Source organism: Microbacterium halophytorum, from assembly GCF_002970975.1.
Lineage (GTDB): Bacteria > Actinomycetota > Actinomycetes > Actinomycetales > Microbacteriaceae > Microbacterium > Microbacterium halophytorum.
Window position 1 is genome coordinate 18,423 of record NZ_PNFA01000005.1, and the last position, 20,820, is coordinate 39,242.

General features: G+C 69.3%; 17 protein-coding genes. 10 read left to right on the forward strand and 7 right to left on the reverse strand.

Annotated elements, in window-relative coordinates; all coding sequences use genetic code 11:
* Positions 1–99: 99 nt before the first annotated feature.
* On the reverse strand, positions 100–1,395 hold the full coding sequence (locus C0010_RS05675; protein ID WP_105566107.1) for an alpha/beta fold hydrolase: 1,296 nt from the start codon (positions 1,393–1,395) through the stop codon (positions 100–102).
* A 123-nt stretch (positions 1,396–1,518) separates the two neighbouring features.
* Here C0010_RS05675 and C0010_RS05680 point away from each other — a divergent pair, with 123 nt between their 5' ends.
* From C0010_RS05680 to C0010_RS05710, 7 genes are all read left to right on the forward strand, one after another.
* Entirely contained in the window at positions 1,519–3,168 is a 1,650-nt protein-coding gene (locus C0010_RS05680; protein ID WP_105566108.1) for a glycoside hydrolase family 13 protein, read from the forward strand.
* A 4-nt stretch (positions 3,169–3,172) separates the two neighbouring features.
* On the forward strand, positions 3,173–4,255 hold the full coding sequence (locus C0010_RS05685; protein WP_105566109.1) for a LacI family DNA-binding transcriptional regulator: 1,083 nt from the start codon (positions 3,173–3,175) through the stop codon (positions 4,253–4,255).
* Positions 4,252–4,860, forward strand: coding sequence for a DUF624 domain-containing protein (locus C0010_RS05690; protein WP_105566110.1), 609 nt, complete (start codon positions 4,252–4,254; stop codon positions 4,858–4,860). Before C0010_RS05685 ends, C0010_RS05690 begins: the two co-directional genes overlap by 4 nt.
* 151 nt (positions 4,861–5,011) lie before the next feature.
* Positions 5,012–6,340, forward strand: a complete 1,329-nt coding sequence (locus C0010_RS05695) for an ABC transporter substrate-binding protein (protein WP_105566111.1) — start codon at positions 5,012–5,014, stop codon at positions 6,338–6,340.
* Between the two features lie 83 nt (positions 6,341–6,423).
* Entirely contained in the window at positions 6,424–7,266 is an 843-nt protein-coding gene (locus C0010_RS05700; protein WP_105566112.1) for a carbohydrate ABC transporter permease, read from the forward strand.
* Positions 7,263–8,099: a carbohydrate ABC transporter permease gene (locus C0010_RS05705; protein ID WP_105566113.1), complete on the forward strand. Its 837-nt coding sequence runs from the start codon at positions 7,263–7,265 to the stop codon at positions 8,097–8,099. Before C0010_RS05700 ends, C0010_RS05705 begins: the two co-directional genes overlap by 4 nt.
* Position 8,100: 1 nt before the next feature.
* Complete coding sequence (locus tag C0010_RS05710) at positions 8,101–9,192, forward strand: LacI family DNA-binding transcriptional regulator (protein WP_105566114.1); 1,092 nt, start codon at positions 8,101–8,103, stop codon at positions 9,190–9,192.
* Here C0010_RS05710 and C0010_RS05715 read toward each other — a convergent pair.
* On the reverse strand, positions 9,189–10,613 hold the full coding sequence (locus C0010_RS05715) for an NAD(P)H-quinone dehydrogenase (RefSeq protein ID WP_105566115.1): 1,425 nt from the start codon (positions 10,611–10,613) through the stop codon (positions 9,189–9,191). The two genes, C0010_RS05710 and C0010_RS05715, sit on opposite strands and share 4 nt — an antisense overlap.
* An 85-nt stretch (positions 10,614–10,698) precedes the next feature.
* Between C0010_RS05715 and C0010_RS05720 the strand changes: the two genes are divergently transcribed.
* The 3 genes from C0010_RS05720 to C0010_RS05730 all read left to right on the forward strand — a co-directional run bounded on the left by C0010_RS05720 (position 10,699) and on the right by C0010_RS05730 (position 15,601).
* Complete coding sequence (locus C0010_RS05720) at positions 10,699–11,514, forward strand: purine-nucleoside phosphorylase (RefSeq protein ID WP_105566116.1); 816 nt, start codon at positions 10,699–10,701, stop codon at positions 11,512–11,514.
* Entirely contained in the window at positions 11,514–13,169 is a 1,656-nt protein-coding gene (locus C0010_RS05725; RefSeq protein ID WP_174150322.1) for a phospho-sugar mutase, read from the forward strand. Before C0010_RS05720 ends, C0010_RS05725 begins: the two co-directional genes overlap by 1 nt.
* 176 nt (positions 13,170–13,345) lie before the next feature.
* Positions 13,346–15,601 (forward strand): family 43 glycosylhydrolase, encoded by a 2,256-nt coding sequence (locus C0010_RS05730; protein WP_158685335.1) that lies wholly within the window; start codon positions 13,346–13,348, stop codon positions 15,599–15,601.
* Positions 15,602–15,687: 86 nt separating this feature from the next.
* Here C0010_RS05730 and C0010_RS05735 read toward each other — a convergent pair whose 3' ends face one another.
* The 5 genes from C0010_RS05735 to C0010_RS05750 form a co-directional block, all read right to left on the reverse strand.
* Positions 15,688–16,095 (reverse strand): hypothetical protein, encoded by a 408-nt coding sequence (locus tag C0010_RS05735; RefSeq protein ID WP_158685336.1) that lies wholly within the window; start codon positions 16,093–16,095, stop codon positions 15,688–15,690.
* Positions 16,096–16,216: 121 nt separating this feature from the next.
* A complete protein-coding gene (locus tag C0010_RS05740) occupies positions 16,217–17,449 on the reverse strand; it encodes a hypothetical protein (protein WP_105566119.1) in 1,233 nt (410 codons plus the stop codon).
* A complete protein-coding gene (locus C0010_RS05745; protein ID WP_158685338.1) occupies positions 17,446–18,156 on the reverse strand; it encodes an ABC transporter ATP-binding protein in 711 nt (236 codons plus the stop codon). The genes C0010_RS05740 and C0010_RS05745 overlap by 4 nt, the downstream gene beginning before the upstream one ends.
* Positions 18,156–18,632: a hypothetical protein gene (locus tag C0010_RS14915; protein WP_158685339.1), complete on the reverse strand. Its 477-nt coding sequence runs from the start codon at positions 18,630–18,632 to the stop codon at positions 18,156–18,158. The genes C0010_RS05745 and C0010_RS14915 overlap by 1 nt, the downstream gene beginning before the upstream one ends.
* A 203-nt stretch (positions 18,633–18,835) precedes the next feature.
* Positions 18,836–20,740: a PTS sugar transporter subunit IIA gene (locus C0010_RS05750; RefSeq protein WP_105566121.1), complete on the reverse strand. Its 1,905-nt coding sequence runs from the start codon at positions 20,738–20,740 to the stop codon at positions 18,836–18,838.
* Positions 20,741–20,820 lie beyond the last annotated feature (80 nt).

Below are 20,820 nucleotides of genomic sequence, written 5' to 3' on the forward strand. Positions count from 1 at the left end.
TCGTCCTTGCGTCGGTGGGCGAGAGGGCCCTCGGGCAGGGCCGATATCTTCCTACCGATCGGCAGTGACGACGAGATGAACGGGAGGTGACGCGCGCCGTCAGCGGCGGGGTCCTCCCTCCTCGACGACGCGGTCGATCAGCCGCCGCACGATCGACGGATCGGCCCGCAGACCGTCGTGCTCGAACTCGTTCGTGATCCACAGCTGCGTGTTCGGAACCGCGTCGCGCGTGGCCTCGGCGAACTCGATCGGAACGAACATGTCGTCGTGGTACATCGCGGCGGCGACCGGAACCTCATTGCGCGCGAGCCGCGCGGAGTCGTAGAGCTCCGGATGATCCTCCCGCTCGTGCAGCGCGTGGGCGGCGTCGCGGAAGGGGCGCAGCGAGGCGATCTCGTCGAACTGCCACGGGAAGAACATCTCCCCCGTGAACGGCATCGGACGCCCGGCCGCGACCTCCTCGGCCGCATCGAAGCCGCCCAGCTCCTCGCGCATCCGGTGCGCCGACCAGCGGGTCGCGCCCATGCCCGACGCGTAGATCTCCTCCTGCAGCACGGCGTAGAGCGCGCCGCCCCTGTACTGGGTGCGCTGGTCGACGCCGTCGAGGAACGCGTCGCTGAGGTGACCGGACGGCGTGAACGCCTCGTCGAGCAGCCAGAGCAGGCGCTCCATCCCCGGTTTCATGCCGAAGTCGATCCCGAGCGTCTGCAGGCGCCGCGCCGTGAGCCTGTCACCGCTCGGCAGCTGGACGTCGTCGTTCTCCACCCGCTCGACGAGCGCCGCGAGCGTGCCCGCGTGCCACGGGTAGCGGCGGTAGAACTCCGCCGATTTCCGCGCGACGCGCGGCAGCGTGTTCCGGTAGATCGCGTCGGCATCCGGCTCGATCGACGTCACGCCTCCCGTCACGTACGCCGCCTCAAGCGCCTCGGGCGCGAACGAGAGGTATGTCAGCGTCAGGAACCCGCCGTAGCTCTGCCCGAGCGTCTGCCAGGGCGCGCCGCCGTAGACCTCGTGCCGGATGAGCTCCGCGTCGGCGACGATCTGCTCCGCGCGGAAGTTCCGGATGTGCTCGGCCTGCGCCTCCGGCGCGAGGCCCGCGAGGGTGCGCGCGTCCACGGGCGTCGATCGACCTGTACCCCGCTGGGCCAGCAGCAGCACCCTGTGCGTCTTGAGCGCCTCGGCGACCCACCCCTCCCCCGGCATCGGCCGCGGGCCCTTGCCGCCGGGCCCGCCCTGCAGGAAGAGCAGCACGGGCGCGTCCTCGCCGCCCGGCGCGCTCAGCTCGCGGGCGAAGACTTCGATCCGCGGGCCTCCCGGCTCGCCGTGGTCGAGGGGGACGGGCAGGGTGATGTCGCGCACGCGCGTTCCACGCAGGGAGAACTCGAAGATCGCCATGCGCCCATCCTGCCGGATGCGTCGGGCGCACCCCTGTCCCGATGAGCCGATTTGCGCACGGACGCGAGCGGTGCGATTCTGGCTTCCGAACAGCTGTAAGCGCTTACATACGATCGGGGTCCCATGACCGTTCCTGCCGAGCACCCGCACGACGAGTGGTGGCGCCGCGCCGTCATCTACCAGGTCTACCCTCGTTCCTTCGCCGATTCGACCGGCGACGGCGTCGGCGACCTGCGCGGCATCCGCGCCAGGCTCCCCCAGCTCGCGGAGCTCGGCATCGACGCCGTCTGGCTCTCCCCGATCTTCCTGTCGCCCCAGAAGGATGCCGGCTACGACGTCGCCGACTACCGCGCGATCGACCCGCTGTTCGGCACGCTCGACGACGCCGACGCGCTCGTCGCGGAAGCGCACAGGCTCGGACTGCGCGTGATCTTCGACCTCGTGCCGAACCACACCTCCGACCAGCACGAGTGGTTCCGCGCGGCGCTCGCGGCCGGCCACGGCAGCCCCGAGCGCGAGCGCTACATCTTCCGCGACGGCCGCGGCGAGCGCGGCGAGCTCCCTCCGAACAATTGGCAGTCCATCTTCGGCGGCGCGGCGTGGAGCGAGGTGCCCGGCGAACCGGGGCGCTGGTACCTGCACCTCTTCGACTCGTCGCAGCCCGACCTGAACTGGCACGACCCCGGTGTGCGCTCCGATTTCCTCGACGTCCTGCGCTTCTGGCTCGACCGGGGCGTCGACGGCTTCCGCGTCGACGTCGCCCACGGCATGATCAAGGCCGACGGCCTGCCCGACTACACCCCGCGCGAGGGCACGGGGTCGATGGGCGGCACCGACGGCACGGGCGAGATCGAGCGCCCGCCGTACTGGGGCCAGGACGGGGTGCACGAGATCTATCGCGAGTGGCGCGCGATGCTCGACGCGGAGTACTCGGGCCGCGTGCTCTGCGGCGAGGCCTGGGTCGAGCCGATCTCGCGCCTGGCCGACTGGGTGCGCCCCGACGAGATGCACCAGACCTTCAACTTCGCCTACCTCGAGACGGCGTGGGACGCGGCCGCCGTGCGCCGCGTGATCGACGAGTCGATCGCCGCATTCTCGGCCGTCGGGGCGCCCAGCACCTGGGTGCTGTCGAACCACGACGTCGTACGCCACGCGACCCGCCTGTCGCTGACGGGCGACAACCCCCAGGGCGACGGCATCGCCCGGTCGACACCGGGGCTCCCGGATGAGGACCAGGGCATCGCACGCGCTCGCGCCGCCACGGCACTGATGCTCGCGCTGCCCGGGTCCGCCTACATCTACCAGGGCGAGGAGCTCGGCCTGCCCGAGGCCCTCGACCTGCCGGACGACTCCCGCGCCGACCCCACCTGGTTCCGCACGAAGGGCGAGAAGTTCGGGCGGGACGGCTGCCGCGTGCCGATCCCGTGGGAGGCCGACGCCCCCTCGTTCGGCTTCGGCCCCACTGACGCGAGCTGGCTGCCCCAGCCGGAGTCGTGGCGGCGCTTCGCCCGCGACGCGCAGGCGGGCGACCCCGCGTCGACGCTCGAGATGTACCGCGCGGCCCTGCGCATTCGTCGCGAGCGGCGGCTGCACGACGGGGACATCGAGTGGATCGACGCCCCCTCCGGCTGCCTCGCGTTCCGCTCGGCGGGGACGACCGTGGTGACGAACTTCGGCGACGCCGCGGTTCCCGTCCCCGCGGGAGACGTGCTGCTGGCGAGCGGAAGCATCGACGGCGGCCTCGCGCCCGACACGACCGTCTGGCTCGGCTGAGGCCATGGGCGCCGCGCCCGGCCCCGTCACGATCGCCGACGTCGCGCGCGAGGCCGGCGTCTCGACGGCGACCGTCTCGCGCGTGCTGAACGGTACGGGGCCGGCCTCGCCCGATCGGCGGGAGCGCGTGCTGGCGGCGACGAAGAGGCTCGGCTACGTGACCTCAGCGTCCGCCGCCAGCCTGGCATCCGGGCGCTCGCGCAACGTGGGCGTCGTCGTCCCCCGCCTCGGCAGCTGGTTCTTCGCGTCGGTCGTCGAGGGCGCCCAGTCGGAGCTGCTGCGTGCCGGCTACGACCTCACGCTGTACAACCTGCGCGACGGCGGCGAGCTGCGCGACCGCGTCTTCGCCGACCTGCTGCGCCGACAGCGGGTCGACGGCGTGATCGCCGTGTCGCTCGAGCTCGGCGGCGACGAGGTGAGCAGCCTGCTCTCGGTGGGCAAGCCCGTCGTCGGCCTCGGCGGCGACATCGCGGGAATCCCGACGTTCGAGCTCGACAACGTCGCCGTCGCTCGCGAAGCGACGGCTCACCTCATCGGGCTCGGCCACCGGCGCATCGCCCACCTCGGCTGCGATCCCGGTTCGCCGACGGCCTTCGGGCAGATCGAGAAGCGCTACGACGGTTACGCCGACGCCATGCGGGCCGCCGAACTGGCCCCGCAGCCGAACGCGTTCAGCGCCGACTTCACGGTCGCGGGCGGCTACGCGGTGGGGCGCCGGATGCTCGAGGACCCTGTCGCACGCCCGACCGCCGTGTTCGCCGCGAGCGACGAGATGGCGATCGGCCTGATGCTCGCCGCGCGCGACCTCGGCGTCGACGTGCCCCGCGAGCTGTCCGTCGTCGGCGTCGACGACCACGAGCTGTCGGCACCCATGGGCCTGACCACCGTGGCGCAGGCGCCCGAGCAGCAGGGTGCCGTCGCCGCAGCGAGGCTGATCGCGGAGCTCGGCGGAGACTCAGCGGCCGCCGCCCCCGATTCGCTGACCCTTCCGCACGCGCTCGTCGTGCGGACCAGTTCCTCGGAACCGTATCCGACAACGGCGCCGGAGAACGCCCACCGCGCCGCGGAAGGAGGTGCCGCCGGATGATCGACAGGCTGTTCTCGATGGCCACCCCGATCTGGCGCGGCGTGAGCGTCGCCGGAGACCTGATCCTGCTCAACCTCTTCCTGATCGCGACGATCGCCCCCGTCGTCACGGCCGGCGCCGGCTTCACGGCGGTCTACGACACCGTGCGCCGGATGCTGGACGGCACCGAGGGCAGGATCGCGCAGACGTTCTGGCGCTCGTTCCGCGCGAACCTCGCGGGGGCCACCGCGATCTGGGCCGTGCTGCTGCCTGCGGGCGCCGCCATCGCGCTCGCGTGGATCTTCCTCGACCCGCCCGAACTCCGCGTCATCGAAGCCCTGATCAGCCTTGTTTACCTGCTCGTCTTCCCCTTCGCGTGGGCGATGCAGGCGCGCTTCGAGAACTCCCCCATGCGAACCCTGCGCAACGCCGTGCTCGTCGCCGTCGGGCGCCTTCCCTTCGCGCTCGGCGCGCTCGCGGCGCACCTCGTCCTCCTCGCGATCGGCGCAGCGACCCTCGCGTGGATGCCGCAGGTCCTCCTGCCGCTCATCCTTCTCGGCTACCCCCTCGCCGCATACGCCTCGACGCCCCTGCTCGAGCGCGCCATCCGGCCCCTGATGCGCTGACCCCGCGACCGGATCCCGGCCGGGGAGCACCGAATTGCGCCGGCGTCGCGCGCGATGTAATGTTTCGGCAGATCACCGGAATCGTTTCCGGTTCTGGTCCGAGTTCCACACGAACGTGGTCACCGATCCAATGAGGGAAAGGCCAACAACGATGAGCAAGCGCACTGCGGCGAAGGTGCTGATTGCGGGAGCGGGCGCTGCGGCGCTGGCCCTCGGCACGGCCGGCTGTTCGGCCGGCGACGAGAACGCCGAGGGGAAGGTGTACTACCTCAACTTCAAGCCGGAGCAGGCCGAGGACTGGCAGGCCCTGGCCGAGACGTACACCGAGGAGACCGGCGTGCAGGTCGACGTCGAGACGGCCGCCTCCGGCACCTACGAGACGACGCTGAAGTCGGAGATGGCCAAGAGCGAGGCGCCCACGCTGTTCCAGGTGAACGGGCCCGTCGGGCTCGCCAGTTGGGCCGACTACGCGGCCGATCTCACCGACAGCGCGATCTACGAGCACCTGAGCAACAAGGATCAGGCCCTGACGGGCGAGGGCGGCGAGGTCCTCGGAGTCCCGTACGTCGTGGAGACCTACGGCATCATCACGAACACGAAGATCGTGAACGACTACATCGCGCTCGGCGACGCCCCCATCGCCTCGGTCGACGAGATCACCGACTTCGCGACGCTGAAGGCCGTCGCCGAAGGCATCCAGGAGCACGCCGACGAGCTCGGCGTCGAGGGCGCGTTCACGTCGGCCGGCTTCGATTCTTCCTCCGACTGGCGCTTCAAGACCCACCTCGCCAACATGCCGCTGTCGTACGAGTTCCTCGACGACGACGTCACCGGCCAGCCCGCCGAGGTCTCCGGCAGCTACCTGTCCGGCTTCCGGGACGTCTTCGACCTGTACATCGAGAACTCGACGACCGAGCCCTCCGCGCTCTCCGGCAAGACGATCGAGGACGCCAACAGCGAGTTCGCGCTCGGCAAGGCCGCGTTCTACCAGAACGGCACGTGGGCCTACGGCGACGTCTCCGGCCAGGAGGTCGCCGACGAGGACATGACGATGCTGCCGATCTACATCGGCGCCGACGGCGAGGAGGACCAGGGTCTCACGACCGGGTCCGAGAACTACTGGGTCGTCAACAACGACGCCTCGGATGCCGACCAGCAGGCCACGCAGGACTTCCTCGAGTGGGTCATCACGTCGGACGAGGGCCGCGACTCCCTCGCGAACACGATGGGCTTCGTGACGCCGTTCGACACCTTCGGCGACTACCTGCCCGAGAACCCCTTCATCCAGGCGGACGCCGCGGGCAACGAGGCGGGCAGGACGCCCGTGCCGTGGAACTTCACCGCGATGCCCTCGGAGGAGTGGAAGAACGGCCTCGGCCAGGCGATGCTCGAGTACGCGCAGGGCACCAGCGACTGGGCGGCCGTCGAGACGGCCTTCGTCGACGGCTGGGCCAGCGAGTACTCGCTCGTCAACGGCTGATCCGGAGCAACCCGCATCGGGTGCGGGCCCCGCTCGGGCCCGCACCCTCCCCGAGCACGCTTTCGGATGAGGAGAGCACACCAATGAAGAGATCCCTCGGCCGCTGGGGCTGGCTGTTCGCCGGCCCGACGCTCGCGGCCTTCCTGATCGGGTTCGTCGTCCCGTTCGTCCTCGGCGTGTACCTGTCGTTCACCGAGTTCCGCACCGTCACGAAGGCGGAGTGGGTCGGGGTCGAGAACTACGCGAAGCTCCTCGGAGACGAGGTGTTCCTGCACTCGCTCTGGTATACGACGGCGTTCGTCATCGTGACCACCGTGCTGGTCAACGTGATCGCGTTCGCGATCGCCTACCTGCTGGTGAAGAGCTTCCGCGGGCGCAACATCTTCCGCTCAGTGTTCTTCATGCCGAACCTCATCGGCGGGATCGTGCTCGGCTACATCTGGCTGCTGCTCCTGAACGGCGTGCTCGCCCACTGGGCGCGGTCGATCACGTACAGCGAGACGTACGGCTTCTGGGGCCTCGTCCTGCTGATGTGCTGGCAGCAGATCGGCTACATGATGGTGATCTACATCGCCGGCATCCAGTCGGTCCCCGGTGAGATGTTCGAGGCGGCGCAGATCGACGGCGCCGGCCGGTGGCGCACGCTCCGCAGCGTCGTGATCCCCCTGGTCACCCCCGCCATCACGGTCTGCACGTTCCTGACGCTGACGAACGGCTTCAAGGTGTTCGACCAGAACCTCGCCCTCACCAACGGCGCCCCCTCTCAGATGTCCGAGATGCTCGCGCTGAACATCTTCAACACCTTCTACGGCCGCACCGGCTTCGAAGGCGTCGGGCAGGCGAAGGCGGTCGTCTTCCTGATCATCCTCGCGGTCGTGGCCCTGCTGCAGAACCGCTACGCCCGTTCGAAGGAGACGGTGGCATGAACGACAAGGTGCGCCGCCCCTGGCTCTGGACGACCGTCTTCGCGGTCATCGCGATCGCATACCTCTACCCCATCGCGCTCGTCGTCATCAACTCCTTCAAGGGCAAGGTGTTCATCGCGGACGACCCGTTCGCGCTGCCCGACGCCGAGACCTTCGTCGGCTGGGAGAACTACGCCCGCGGCGTCGAGCTGACCGACTTCTGGTCGTCGTTCGGCTGGTCCCTCGTCATCACGGTCGGCTCGGCCGCGCTCATCCTGGTCTGCACCTCGATGACGGCGTGGTGGATCGTCCGGATGGACAACCGCTTCGCGCGGACCCTCTACTCGACGTTCCTGTTCAACCTGCTGGTGCCGTTCCAGATGGTGATGTTCACGCTGTCGTGGCTGGCCGACTACCTGCATCTGAACAACCCGTTCGGGCTCTGGATCATCTACCTCGGTTTCGGCGCGGGCCTGGCCGTGTTCGTCTTCACGGGCTTCGTGAAGGGCATCCCGTACGAGATCGAGGAGGCCGCGACGATCGACGGCTGCGGGCCGGTGCGCACCTTCTTCCTCGTCGTCGTGCCGATGATGAAGCCCGCCATCATCACGGTCGGCATCCTGGAGGTGATGTGGCTGTGGAACGACTACCTGCTGCCGTACCTGACGCTCGACCTCAAGGACTACAAGACGATCCCGATCGCCGTGCAGTACCTCAAGGGCGGCTACGGCTCGGTCGACATGGGCGCCATGATGGGTATCCTCGTACTTGCCATGATCCCTGTGATCGTGTTCTACCTGTTCAGTCAGAAGCACATCATCAAGGGCGTCGTCGCCGGCGCCGTGAAGGGCTGAGATGGCCGACCCCACCAGCGGCAGCGCTCCCGCTGAGATGAGCATCCGCGAGCTCGCCCGCATCTGCGGCGTCGCGGTGTCGACCGTGTCGCGCGCCATGAACGACCGCTCCGATGTGAATCCCGCCACGCGGGATCGGATCCGTGCCGAGGCGGCCAAGCACGGCTACGTGCCGAACGCGAGCGCCCGTCGGCTGAAGATCTCGACGACCACATCGATCTCGGTCATCATCCAGGGCGAACTCGGGCAGCTGCTCATCGAGGTGCTCGAGCACCTCGAGCGCCGGTTCGCCGACGCGGGGTACGAGACGACGCTCACCCATATCGCCGACCGCCAGGCCAGCGCCGAGACGGTCCAGCGGATCGTGCGCGCCGGCAAGTTCGGCGGCGTCGTCTTCCTGGGCCGCTACGGCAGCGCCGACCGCGAGGCGTCGGCGCAGCTCAGCCGCCGACTGGCCGAGATCCAGGTGCCGATGGTGTTCTGCACGACGCCCGACTACTCGGGCGCGGACGCTCTGCACTCCTCCGTCTCGGTCGACGACCGCACGGGCGTGTACGAACTCGCGAACCACCTGATCGCGCGGGGGCATCGCCGCATCGCGTTCGTCGGCGCCGGCGACCAGCACGACCGCGAGCACGCGTGGGCGCTGCGACTCGCGGGCTATCGGGCGGCGCTGACCGACGCAGGCATCGACCCCGACCCGCGCCTCGTCCTGCCCTCCCGGGTCCCCGGCCAGCTGTACTCCATGGCCAACGGCCACGCCTCCGTCGCCAACTGGCTCGGCGAGCATCCGGATGACCGCGGTTTCACCGCGCTGATGGCGGTCTCCGATGCGGCGGCGGTCGGCGCCGCCCGTGCCCTGAACGAGGCGGGGGTCCGGGTTCCCGACGAATGTTCGCTCGTCGGGTTCGACGGCCTCGACATCGCGAACTATTACGTGCCGCGCATCACGACTCTGGCGCAGCCGATCGCGGAGATCGCCGAGAGCACGGCCCGTGTGCTCCTCGACACCGTGAAGTCGCCGCGCCGCGCGATCGAACAGGTGTGGATCCGCGGCCGCCTCGCCGAGGGCGAGTCGGTGCGCGAGGTCTAGAACCCGCGCAGATTGATGCCGTGCATCGCGCGGGCCGCGTCGTTGATCGCGCCCGTGAGCGACGGGTAGGCGGTGAAGACGCGTGCGAGCTGGTCGACAGTGAGGCGGCGGTCGACCGCGATCGAGATCGGGTAGATCAGCTCGCTCGCCTTCGGCGCCACGACGACGCCGCCGACGATCGTGCCCGAGCCCTTGCGCGCGTACAGCTTCACGAAGCCGTCGCGCACGCTCATCATCTTGGCGCGGGGGTTCGCCGCGATCGGCAGCTTGTACTCCTCGGCGTCGTCTCCGTCGATCCAGCCGACGGTCGCGATCTCGGGGCTCGTGAAGATGTTCGCCGCGATCTTGTTGTTCGAGAACGGGATGACGGCGTCGCCCATGGCGTGGAACACGGCGGTTCGGCCGAGCATCGACGCGACGGAGGCGAGCGGGATGAGGTTCGTGCAGTCACCGACCGCGTAGACGTTGGGGATCGATGTGCGGCCGACGCGGTTGACGATGATCCGCCCCGTGTCCGCCGTCTGCACGCCGGCGCCCTCGAGCCCGATGTTCTCCGTGTTCGGCGTCGACCCGACCGCAACGAGGCAGTGCGAACCCGTGATCTCGTCACCGTTCGACAGCGTCACGACGACGCCCGATCCGGTATTGACGACCTTCTCGGCGCGCGAGCGCGCGAGCAGCGTCATGCCGCCGCGCGTGAAGACCTTCTCGAGCACGGCGGCCGCGTCCGTGTCCTCGCCCGGCAGCACCTGGTCGCGGCTCGAGACGAGCGTGACCTTCGCGCCGAGGTTCATGTATGCCGAGGCGAACTCGGCGCCCGTGACGCCGGAGCCGACGACGATGATGTGCTCGGGCACCGACTGCAGGTCGTACACCTGCTTCCACGTGAGGATGCGCTCGCCATCGGGCTTCGCGGCCGGCAGCTCGCGCGGCGTCGAGCCCGTCGCGATCACGATGGTGTCGGCCTCGATGCGGTCGAAGTCGGTGCCGTCGGGGCCCGTCGAGACGACGACGGCGCTGTCGCCCTCCATCCGGCCGTGGCCCGAGAGGATCGTGACGCCCGCCTCGATGAGCTGCTGGCGCATGTCCTCCGACTGCTGGCCAGCGAGCGCCAGGATGCGCTTGTTGACGGCGTGCAGGTTGATCGCCGTCTCGGGCTTGAGCGGCTTGCCGCTGCCGTCCTTGGCGAAGAACTGCACGCCCAGCTCGCCCGCGCCATTGATCGCCTGCGCGGCGTCGGCCGTCGCGATGAGGGTCTTGGACGGAACGACGTCGGTGAGCACGGCCGCACCGCCCACGCCGGCGCCCTCGACGAGCGTCACCTCCGCGCCGAGCTGTGCGGCGGAGAGCGCCGCTTCGTAGCCGCCGGGGCCGCCGCCGATGATCGCGAACCGGTGCTTGCGCTCGAAGTCGAAGGTCATGCGTCCATTCTGTCACCCGCGCCGCCGCCGATATCCGGCTCGCGTCCAGCCGCCTGGCCGAGAGCGATCCGTTTAGGGTTATCGCATGACGCATCCGCTCGACACCGGCGATCCCTTCGGCATCGCTCAGGAAGCCGCCTCCGACATCGCCCGCCTCACGGGCGTCGCCTCGCACGACGTCGCCGTCACCCTCGGCAGCGGCTGGGGCAGGTCGGCCGACCTGCTCGGCGAGACCGTCGCGACGGTGCCGGCCACCGAGGTGACGGGCTTCTCGAAGCCGGCGCTCGACGGCCACGTCGGCACCATCCGGAGCATCGTGACGCCCGCCGGGCGCCGCGTTCTCGTCATCGGCGCACGCACGCACTACTACGAGGGCCACGGCGTGCGCCGCGTCGTGCACAGCGTGCGCACGGCCGCCGCCGCCGGCGCGACCACCATGGTCCTCACGAACGGCGCGGGGGGCATCAAGCCGGAATGGTCGCCGGGACAGCCTGTGCTGATCAGCGACCACATCAACCTCACGGGCGACAGCCCGCTCGAGGGCGCGACCTTCATCGACATGACCGATCTGTACTCGGCCCGCCTGCGCGAGCTGGCGCGCACGGTCGACGCGTCGCTCGACGAGGGCGTCTACTGCCAGTTCCGCGGCCCGAACTACGAGACCCCCGCCGAGGTGCAGATGGCGAAGGCGATCGGCGGCCACATCTGCGGCATGTCGACGGCGCTCGAGGCGATCGCGGCTCGCCAGGCTGGCATGGAGGTGCTCGGCTTCTCGCTGATCACGAACCTCGCCGCCGGCATCTCGCCGACCCCGCTCAGCCACGAGGAGGTCATCGAGGCGGGCAGGGCCGCCGAGGGCCGCATCTCGCAGCTGCTCGCCGACGTGATCGGGAAGATCTGATGGCCGACGTGCTCGCCGCGGCGCGGGCGTGGCGCGACCAGGACCCCGACGCCGAGACGCGCGCCGAGCTCGACGGCCTGCTGTCCCGGGCCGGCGAGCCCGACGCCGACGCCGACGCCGAGCTGGCCGCGCGCTTCGCGGGGCGGCTCCAGTTCGGCACCGCCGGCCTCCGCGGCGCGCTCGGCGCGGGGCCGATGCGGATGAACCGCGTGCTCGTCGCGCAGGCCGCGGCGGGGCTGGCCGCCTACCTGCGGGAGCGGGCGGCGGGCGCCCGCCGCCCCGTCGTCGTCGTCGGATACGACGGCCGCAGGAACTCGCGGGTGTTCGCCGCGGATTCCGCCGAGATCTTCGCGGGCGCCGGCCTCGACGCCGTGCTGCTGCCGCGGCTGCTGCCGACGCCCGTGCTGGCGTTCGCCGTGCGGCACCTCGGCGCCGACGCCGGCGTGATGGTCACGGCGAGCCACAACCCGCCGAACGACAACGGCTACAAGGTGTACCTCGGCGGAGACAGCGGGGGCGCGCAGATCGTGCCGCCCGCCGACGCGGGGATCGCCGCGCACATCGCGGCGGCGGCCGAGGGTTCGATCGCCGACCTGCCTCGTTCCGATGCCTACGAGACGGCGGGCGAAGAGGTCGTCGACGCCTACGTCTCCGCGACCGCGGCCGTCGCCGGCGACGCGGTGGCGGGCGCCGCGGGCATGGTCTGGGCGTACACCGCGATGCACGGCGTCGGCTGGGAGACGTTCGCGCGCACGCTCGACGCCGCCGGCATCCCGCGCCCCGTCGTCGCGGCCGCCCAGATCGAGCCGGACGGCGCCTTCCCGACGGTCGCGTTCCCGAACCCCGAGGAACCGGGCGCCATGGATCTCGTCCTGGAAGCCGCGCGCGCCGCCGGCGCGGAGTTCGCCCTCGCGCACGACCCGGACGCCGACCGGCTCGCCGTGGCGATCCCGGATGAAGGCGGCTGGCGCAGGCTGACGGGGAACGAGGTCGGCCTGCTGCTCGGCGCGCGTGCCGCGCGCGCCGCATCCGGAACGCCCGGCGCGACGCTGGCGTGCTCCCTCGTCTCCTCCCCCGGCCTCCGCGTGCTCGCCGAGCGCCACGGCCTCGGCATCTCCGAGACGCTCACGGGTTTCAAATGGATCTCCCGCGCGCCGGGGCTCGTCTACGGCTACGAGGAGGCGCTCGGATACCTCGTCAACCCCGAGACCGTGCGCGACAAGGACGGCGTCTCGGCGGCGATGGCGGTGCTGGCGCTGGCGGCCGAGGCCCGGTCGGAGGGCCGCACGCTCGGCGACCTCGTCACCGACGTCTCCGTCGAGATCGGTCACTTCGCGAGCGGCCAGGTCTCGATCCGGGTCGACGACGTCCGCGTCATCGCCGACGCGATGGCCGCCCTCCGTGCCGAGCCGCCGACCGCGTTCGGCGAGCGCACCGTCGCGACCGTGACGGACCTGCTCGACGCACCCGACGGCGAACCGACCGGCGACATCCTGCGCTTCGACCTCACCGGCGGCGCCCGTGTGATCTTCCGCCCGAGCGGCACGGAGCCGAAGCTGAAGGCCTACCTCGACGTGCCGGGCGAGACGGCCGAGGCCGCCGACGGCGCGTTCCGTGAGCTCGAGGCGGCCGTGCGGGCGGTGCTGCCGGCGTAGTCCGGCCGCGCGCTTGACCGCGTGTCGTCGGACCCCTATTCTCACGTTTACATCGTTGTAGAACCCCCGCTCTCGTCAACGGCGGACTCTGAGCGCAATTTACAACGTTGTAGACGGATGCGGGGCATGAGGCCCCGAACACATCGACACCGACGTCGACCTGGAGGATGACGCACATGACATCTCGACGATTCCGGCATTCACTGCTTGCCGGTCTCTCCGCCGCGGCACTCGGGCTCACGCTCGTCGCCGCCCCGGCCGTTGCCGAGGAGGAGATCACTGCCGAAGCGACCGCGGCACCGCCCGCAGGGCAGCTCCCCCTCACGGGAGACCTCGACGTGCACGACCCGACGATGGCCTACGACGAGGCGGCAGGGCTGTACGTCCTCGCCGACTCGCACAACGAGATCCGGACGGCACCGACGAAGAGCGGCCCGTGGCGCTCGGTCGGCGAGGTGGAGCGCGCGGAGTGGACCCACGACGTGCCGAACTCCACGACGCTGTGGGCGCCGCACCTGCAGAAGATCGGCGACACGTTCTATTACTACTACTCGCAGTCGAGCTTCGGTTCGTCCACGTCGGCCATCGGCGTCAAGACGACGAAGACACCGGCCGACCCGTCGAGCTACGTCGACCTCGGTCGCCCCGTCGTCGCCTCGGGCGCGCTGGCCGAGGGCGAGCAGCCCCTCGAGGTCAACGCGATCGACCCCGCCGTCATCCAGGATGCCGACGGCACCTGGTGGATGACGTGGGGCTCGTTCTGGGAGGGCATCGTCATCCAGCAGCTCGACGACGACCTCACCAGCGTCGTGGGCGAGCCCACGCTCCTGGCCTCGCGCCAGGCCGACGACAACCCCGTCGAGGGCCCCGCGATCTTCGAGCGCGACGGCTACTACTACCTCCTGCTGAGCTGGGGCAAGTGCTGCTCGGCCGAGAACTCGACCTACAAGGTCGCGGTCGGACGCTCCGAGAACATCGCCGGCCCGTACGTCGACCAGGCCGGCGTGCGCCTCGACGAGGGCGGCGGCACCGTCATCCTCGATTCCCGCGAGTCGGCCGAGGGCGTCACCCCCGAGGGGCTCTACCGTGCCCCGGGCGGCGGCGATGTGTTCACGGAAGACGACGTGAACTACTACGTCTACCACGCGTACCGCCCCGAGAACACGCTCGGCATCCGGCCGATGAGCTGGCGCGACGGCTGGCCGTCGTTCCGCGACGGCGACGGGGGCGGGCACGACCTCGCCGACGGCAGCACCGTGCGGCTCGTCAGCGAGGCGAAGGCCGACGCCGTGCCCGAGGTCGATCGCGCCGAGGGGCCGGAGGGCTTCGGCAATGCGGTGAAGCTGAACGGCGGCAGCTCCGTGGGCTACGTCGAGATGCCCGACGGCATCGTCAGCGGCCTCGACGCGGACTTCACCATCTCGACATGGGTGAAGCGGGGAACGGACGCAGGCAACGACTGGGCCCGCATCTTCGATTTCGGCGATGACACGAGCAGCTTCATGTTCCTCACCCCGAACGCGGCCGCCAGCCCCACGGGCCTCCGGATGGACCTGGCCACGAGCGACGGTCGCGGCGCGGTCGTCCCCGGCATCGGCGACGGCGCGAGCCTGTCGACGGAATGGGCGCACGTCGCCGTGACGGCATCCGGCACCACCGCGAATCTGTGGGTCGACGGGACGATCGTCAGCACGAACGACGATTTCACGCTGCGCCCCGCCGACCTCGGCGAGACGGTGAACAACTGGATCGGGCGCTCGCAGTTCAGCGCCGACCCGTGGCTGAACGCGTCGATCGACGACTTCAACATCTTCAGCCGGGCCCTGACCGCGGGCGACATCGCCGCACTCGTGGCCGAGCCGGGCGGCGGAGACAGCGTCGGCGGCGGTGACGTCGCGTGGTATCGCTTCGACGAGACCGGCGGTGAGACGGTCGTCGATTCGTCCGGTTCCGGCAATGATGCGATCGCCGTCGCCCAGATCACCACGGGCGAGGAACTGCAGAACCCCGTGCCGGGCACCCAGTGCCTGACGGCCGCGAAGAAGTCGCTGTCGCAGGCCGCCTGCGACGACGCGAACGCCGGCCAGGAATGGCGCCTCGAGGAGGCAGCGGGCAACACCTACCGCCTGGTCTCCACCGGCAAGAAGGAGCTCTGCGTGACCCTCGCGAACGCCTCGGGCGAGCCGGGAACGCCCGTCAGGCTGGCGAAGTGCAAGGACAAGAGCGCCGCGCTGCAGAACTGGTTCGTCGAGGACACGGGCCACGGCTTCCTGCGGTTCTCGTCGCCGGCGGCGAACCTGGCGCTCGAGATCGAGAACGCCGACGGCGTGATCGGCGATGGCATCGTCGGCGCCACCCGCGCCATCCGTCCGATCGCGAACCTGGACCCGCCGCAGCAGTGGCTGGCCCAGGTCGTCGCACCGGCGGGCTGACGCGATTCCCCTGCTCGACCGGCCGGCCCTACGCCGGCTGGTCGATCAGGGCCGCGAGCTCGTACGGTAGACTCGAGTACCCAGCACTAGCTTTTCATTCTCGGCCCAAAGAATGTGTGGGCAAGGAAAGCCGCGAAGTACATCGACAACGCCGCCGACACAGGCAGAAGTTCGATTGCAGGGGACCCGAACGACAGCAGGCAAATGAAACCGATGAATGCCGCCGCGGCCCAGGCGAAGTCTTGGGTGAAACAGGCCGCCACCATGCCGGCTGCCCCTGCACAAAGTGCCCCAGCGATGATAGCGCTGTTCGACACGTCACTCCACGCAAAACAGAAGGCCGGCACGATAGCCGCAGCATCCAACGACAACGTCACTCCGCCGCGCATCAACCTTAGAAGCGGGTTCCTCGGACGTAACCACTGTGTGTGCTCGCGCAGAGACAACGCTCCAAAACAACCGAAGATAAGCGGATAGAAGTAGGCGACGGACACAGGTGATTCGTGGGACGGGACGGCGACGACAAACGGGACAGCACTAACAATGCTCGTGAGCGCGAATCGCACAGGTAGAACCCAACGCACCCCACGCTCACGAAGGTGAGACCTCAGTGCCTCAGTACGCTGAAGTGGAACTGAGAACATCGCTTCGCACCTCACAGGACTTGAGGCCGTTGAACAACGTGAGCGCCTGCGCGTCAGTGAGGGAGGTCTGCTTTCCAGACGCCGATTGGTCCATCCACTCTTGAAGCAGCGAAGTTGCAGCTAACAGGTGCTCAACACGAGGCGTCGCGTCGGCTTCGTAGAAGTCGTCGCAATCCGCAGGCCTCAGGAGCGCGTATGCAAAGTCTTGCCGCGACACCCCGATCCCGTTGAGCTGCTGAAAGCTCAGCATCAACACGCCCGAGTTCGGGTGGCCACGCTCGTACGTCTCCTCGTACAGCGTCACATCGGACAAGTCCGCTCCCACGCGCGTGAGCACAGTTGACGCAGAGTGAATACCGTTCGCGATGTCCTCAATTCTCGTCGCGTGCGGCTCCGTCAAGCAGACTCTCGGTGCCACGCCAGCACAGGTGAACGCGGGCTCAGCGCTCGGCACGAACGGACTCGGTCGAGAAAACTGGCCGAACGCCGGTCCAGCGACCATAATTAGGATCGCGACGCCGACGACGCTGCTCACGCGGATCGCAAATGACGTCGTGCGCAGCGCTGCTAGCCCCGCGAGCAGGAACGAGCCCGTCACAACCAGCGCCGCGACGCAGGAGACGACGAGACCCGCGACACTGTACGAGAGCCCGACCAGCGAAATCGTGGCGCCGCCGACGTTGATCGGAACGATCGAGTCGGTCACGACGGCGACAAACCAGATTGAGTAACTAACGACTACCGCCAGCACCGCGCCCCAGGTTCGAGGAAACACACCAGCTATGGCGACACCGACCGCCACGGCCATCCCGATCGGCAGGAGTGCATACACGAACGGCTGCCACGCCACGGCACCAGACCCCGAGAAGAGCGCCGTCGCACAGAGCGCAACCCCGATAACCACGTAGTGCGCAAACGCGAAGACAACGGCAATGCGCATCCACACGCGCACGACGAGCCGCCAGATGGCTCGATGAGTTCGCGCACCGAGCAGCGCCAGCACGTCGGGGCGTAGGAAGGAACGTGCCGTGAACGCTGCTGATCCCGCGATCAAAGGCGACGTCACGTATAGCGCGCCGTTCACCCACTCAGCGGTGTATCCGAAAAGACCCAGCCAGCTGACGCGAGTCGTGACCACCAGCGCATCCGCGAGGGCAACCAGCGCAACACCAATCAGGATTTCCCTCGACAGCCAGGCCTTCATTGCGAGCTCTCGGACGTCGACAGGTGCAGAACTGCGTCCGCGAACGTCGCCCGATCGGACACCCGCACCGCCTCGGCCGGCGTCCCGAGAAATCGAACCGAACCACCATTGAGCACGAGCACTCGATCGCACAGCTGCTCAAGATCCTCCGCGATATGACTTGTGATGATCGTCACCGCCGCGATGTCCTGCGTCCGAATGATCTGTCTCATCGTCTCGCGCTGCGCCATGTCGACACCTGTCGTCGGCTCATCGAGGAGCAACACTCGGGGTTGCCCGACCAGCACAGCCGCGAAGCCTGCGCGCTGAGCGACTCCCCCTGACACATGACGAAGCTTGACGTCAGCGAACTCTTCAAGCGCGACCGTGTGGACTGCATCGTTTACGCTCTTCTCACGTGCCGGCACTTTCTTCAACCATGCCGCATAATCGATGAACTGCCGCACACTGAGGTCCTGTGGTAGGACGTAGCGTTGAGGAAGGTAGCCGACAGGCGAGGCTTTGCCTGTGGACCAAGATTCTATTCGTATCGACGAATTGTGCCGCCATGACGCACGTTCGATCGCCCGCAGAAGTGTCGTCTTTCCGGCGCCGTTCGGGCCAGCGATTCCCAGAACTTCATCGCACGCGGCGAACGAAACAGAGTCGAGCAGTGTTTGTGTCCGAGCAGTGACAGAAAGATGCTCGACCGAAACGCGCGTCATCATCAGTACGTGACAGTCAGGAGATGATCTGGCCCGCACCGTCCAGGCACGAGGAACGGCACGTCCGTGCATACCTTCGCAGACACGCGCGCCTTATCCGCCTGCAGATGCAGACGTTTCGCCGCTGTCGTGGTCTTATAGGATCCTGACGACGTCGCCGTGTGCCGTATTTGCCCAGCTGACTCGTATGCATAGCGCTGCTTCTGCGCGGAGTACTCATAGAAATAGAAGTGATCCCACACGTAGATGCCGTGTTTTCCGATGATCCAACGATAGTGCGCACGGTCTTTCACATTGACCGTCGTGGCGTATGCGACTCCGTACCCCTTTCCGAGCTTTGCACCACTGCTTGTCTTGACGTAGCTAGCCTTTGAAGCGCTCGCCCAATACTTCGACGAAGCTTGCGCAGCCGGCGCTGCCAGCAGCAGTGCCGCAATGATGGCAACCGCCCCCAGAGCCAGCTTGACTCGATTTCTCATGCGCTGCTCCTCTGTCAGTGCCCGATATCAGAACTATGGAGACAGGCTCTACCGGTCGCGTCGCGCTCGCAATTCCGAAGTGCCGTGAATATTCAGTCGGCCGGATTGCTCGACCGATGTCTCGCTCACCCGCTCGGAGGGCCCCGGATTGCCACCGCCTCCGATGCGCCTCCGATGCGCCTCCGATGCGCCTCCGGCCGGCCCTACACCGGCTGGTCGATCAGGGCCGCGAGTTCGTCGAGGAACGCGGGCAGGTCCTCGGCCCTCCGCACGACCCGCGCGGAGTTGGCGGGGTCGGCGAACACGTCGACGAACTGCTCGAACACCGTCTGGAACGCCGCGCGGTCGGCCGCGCTGAACGCCGCCATCGCCACGACGTGCACCCGCTCGGTGCCCCACTCGATCGCCTGCTCGTTGACCGCGACCGCGATGGCCGTGCGGCTGGCCGACATCGTCATGGCGTGCGGCACCGCGAGCGACTCCGTGAACGCCGTCGAGCTGCGCCGCTCGCGCTCGATCGTGCTGTCGATGTACGCCTCGTCGATCACGCCCTCGCGCACGAGCGCCGCACCGAGCATCCGGATGACGTCGCCCGGCGCCGACACCGGTGCGTTCCGGATGAACGCCCCCGGCGCGAACCAGCGCCCCATCTCGGCGCGCAGGCCGCTGAGCCGCCGCTGCCGGCGCACGCGCTGGGCCGCCTCCGAGACGCGCGCGATGTCGCGCGAGGTCAGGAACGGCTGGATGCGCACGCGCCGGTCGCCGCCGTCAGGCCCGTCGATCGTCGTGAGCACGAGGTCGGCGTCGAGCGAGGCCCAGTCGGGCTCGTACCCCGTCTCGACGCCCGTGATCACGATCTCGTGGCCGAGCGCGCGTTCGAGGTGCGCGCGCAGCTGCAGGCGCAGGCCTTCGTAGCCGGGGCACACGAGCACGGCGGTGAGGGCGTCGTCGCCCGGCGCCTGGCCCGTCACGCTGCCGATGCGCATCGCGATGTCGGCGATCTCGTCGTCGGGGATCGGCACGCCGAGCTCGTCGGTGAGCTCGCTGGCGATCGACACCGCGATCTCGAACACGAGGGGCGACGAGAGCTTCACCGAGCGCGTCATGGGGTTGCGCGCCCCGACCCGCTCGCGCGAGCGGCGCACGACGTTCTGCACGTGGTGCGCGAAGGAGGCCGCGAACTCCTCGCCGCCGAGGTCGACGCCGTACTCGTCCGCCGCGCGGGCGAGGGCCGCCCTGGCCGCGCCGTCGATCTCGGGGGGCGGGGCGGCTCCCGACTCGCCGCCGTCGACGAGAGCCGAGAGCACGACGCCCGCGAGGTGGCGGCGGTCCGCTCGCGCGAGCGGCGCGCCGAAGTGCTGCTCGGCGAGCACCGTCAGCGCACCGCCGACGATCGCCCGCTCCGGCCGGCCGTCGTCCGCGACATCCGGCAGCGCGTGGCCCCCGCCCGTGCGCGCCACCGCGATCGCGACGCGCAGCACGACCTCCGAGACGGCGAGCTCGTTGACCACGAAGCCGTCGCCCGTGAGCGCGTCGACGAGGTCGCGGCGGAAGCCCGCGGCACCGCCGGCGGGGATGCCCATCGCCTCGGCCGACCTCCCGAGCGCCTCCGCGTCGAACGCCCCTCCGCCGAGCTCGTCCAGCACGAGGCGGGTGAGGAGCCGGCGCTTCGCGCGCTCCGTGCCCTCGAGCGCCAAGAGCCCGTCGTCGCGCGAGAGCCCGAGCTCGGTGCCCGACAGCTCGGCCCGCAGCCGCCGCAGGTCGGCCTCGACCGTCGCCTCGCTGACGTGCAGCTCCGTCGCCGCGTCGAACACGTCGACGCCCTCGCCCCGTTCGACGAGCATCCGGATGAGCCCCCGCACGCGCTCCCTGGGCGTGCTGCGCTCGACGCCTCGCAGACCGTCCCGGGCTCGCGCGGCGCCATCGCCGGCGCGGTAGCCGCTCGGGCCCGACTCGACGGCGCCCGGCGTGCGCGCGTTGATTGAGGTGACGTACGACCGCACGCTGCGAGGCGTGACGCCGATCCTGTCGGCGAGCTCGGCAGAGGTGACCCAGCCGCCCCTGTCCAGCAGGACGCCGAGCACGCGCGCCTGCCGTTGAACCGTCATGGCATCACAGTCAACCATGCACAGCGGGGTTTCCGGTGGGGCGGAAACCCGCCTCCATTGCCACGGGCGCCGGTCGTCAC

Coding starts and splice junctions, on each gene's coding strand:
- C0010_RS14915 (WP_158685339.1), bottom strand. CDS start 18,632: ATGAGAAATCGAGTCAAGCTGGCTCTGGGGGCGGTTGCCATCATTGCG.
- C0010_RS05740 (WP_105566119.1), bottom strand. CDS start 17,449: ATGAAGGCCTGGCTGTCGAGGGAAATCCTGATTGGTGTTGCGCTGGTT.
- C0010_RS05680 (WP_105566108.1), top strand. CDS start 1,519: ATGACCGTTCCTGCCGAGCACCCGCACGACGAGTGGTGGCGCCGCGCC.
- C0010_RS05725 (WP_174150322.1), top strand. CDS start 11,514: ATGGCCGACGTGCTCGCCGCGGCGCGGGCGTGGCGCGACCAGGACCCC.
- C0010_RS05695 (WP_105566111.1), top strand. CDS start 5,012: ATGAGCAAGCGCACTGCGGCGAAGGTGCTGATTGCGGGAGCGGGCGCT.
- C0010_RS05750 (WP_105566121.1), bottom strand. CDS start 20,740: ATGACGGTTCAACGGCAGGCGCGCGTGCTCGGCGTCCTGCTGGACAGG.
- C0010_RS05745 (WP_158685338.1), bottom strand. CDS start 18,156: ATGATGACGCGCGTTTCGGTCGAGCATCTTTCTGTCACTGCTCGGACA.
- C0010_RS05685 (WP_105566109.1), top strand. CDS start 3,173: ATGGGCGCCGCGCCCGGCCCCGTCACGATCGCCGACGTCGCGCGCGAG.
- C0010_RS05700 (WP_105566112.1), top strand. CDS start 6,424: ATGAAGAGATCCCTCGGCCGCTGGGGCTGGCTGTTCGCCGGCCCGACG.
- C0010_RS05730 (WP_158685335.1), top strand. CDS start 13,346: ATGACATCTCGACGATTCCGGCATTCACTGCTTGCCGGTCTCTCCGCC.
- C0010_RS05715 (WP_105566115.1), bottom strand. CDS start 10,613: ATGACCTTCGACTTCGAGCGCAAGCACCGGTTCGCGATCATCGGCGGC.
- C0010_RS05690 (WP_105566110.1), top strand. CDS start 4,252: ATGATCGACAGGCTGTTCTCGATGGCCACCCCGATCTGGCGCGGCGTG.
- C0010_RS05710 (WP_105566114.1), top strand. CDS start 8,101: ATGGCCGACCCCACCAGCGGCAGCGCTCCCGCTGAGATGAGCATCCGC.
- C0010_RS05675 (WP_105566107.1), bottom strand. CDS start 1,395: ATGGCGATCTTCGAGTTCTCCCTGCGTGGAACGCGCGTGCGCGACATC.
- C0010_RS05720 (WP_105566116.1), top strand. CDS start 10,699: ATGACGCATCCGCTCGACACCGGCGATCCCTTCGGCATCGCTCAGGAA.
- C0010_RS05705 (WP_105566113.1), top strand. CDS start 7,263: ATGAACGACAAGGTGCGCCGCCCCTGGCTCTGGACGACCGTCTTCGCG.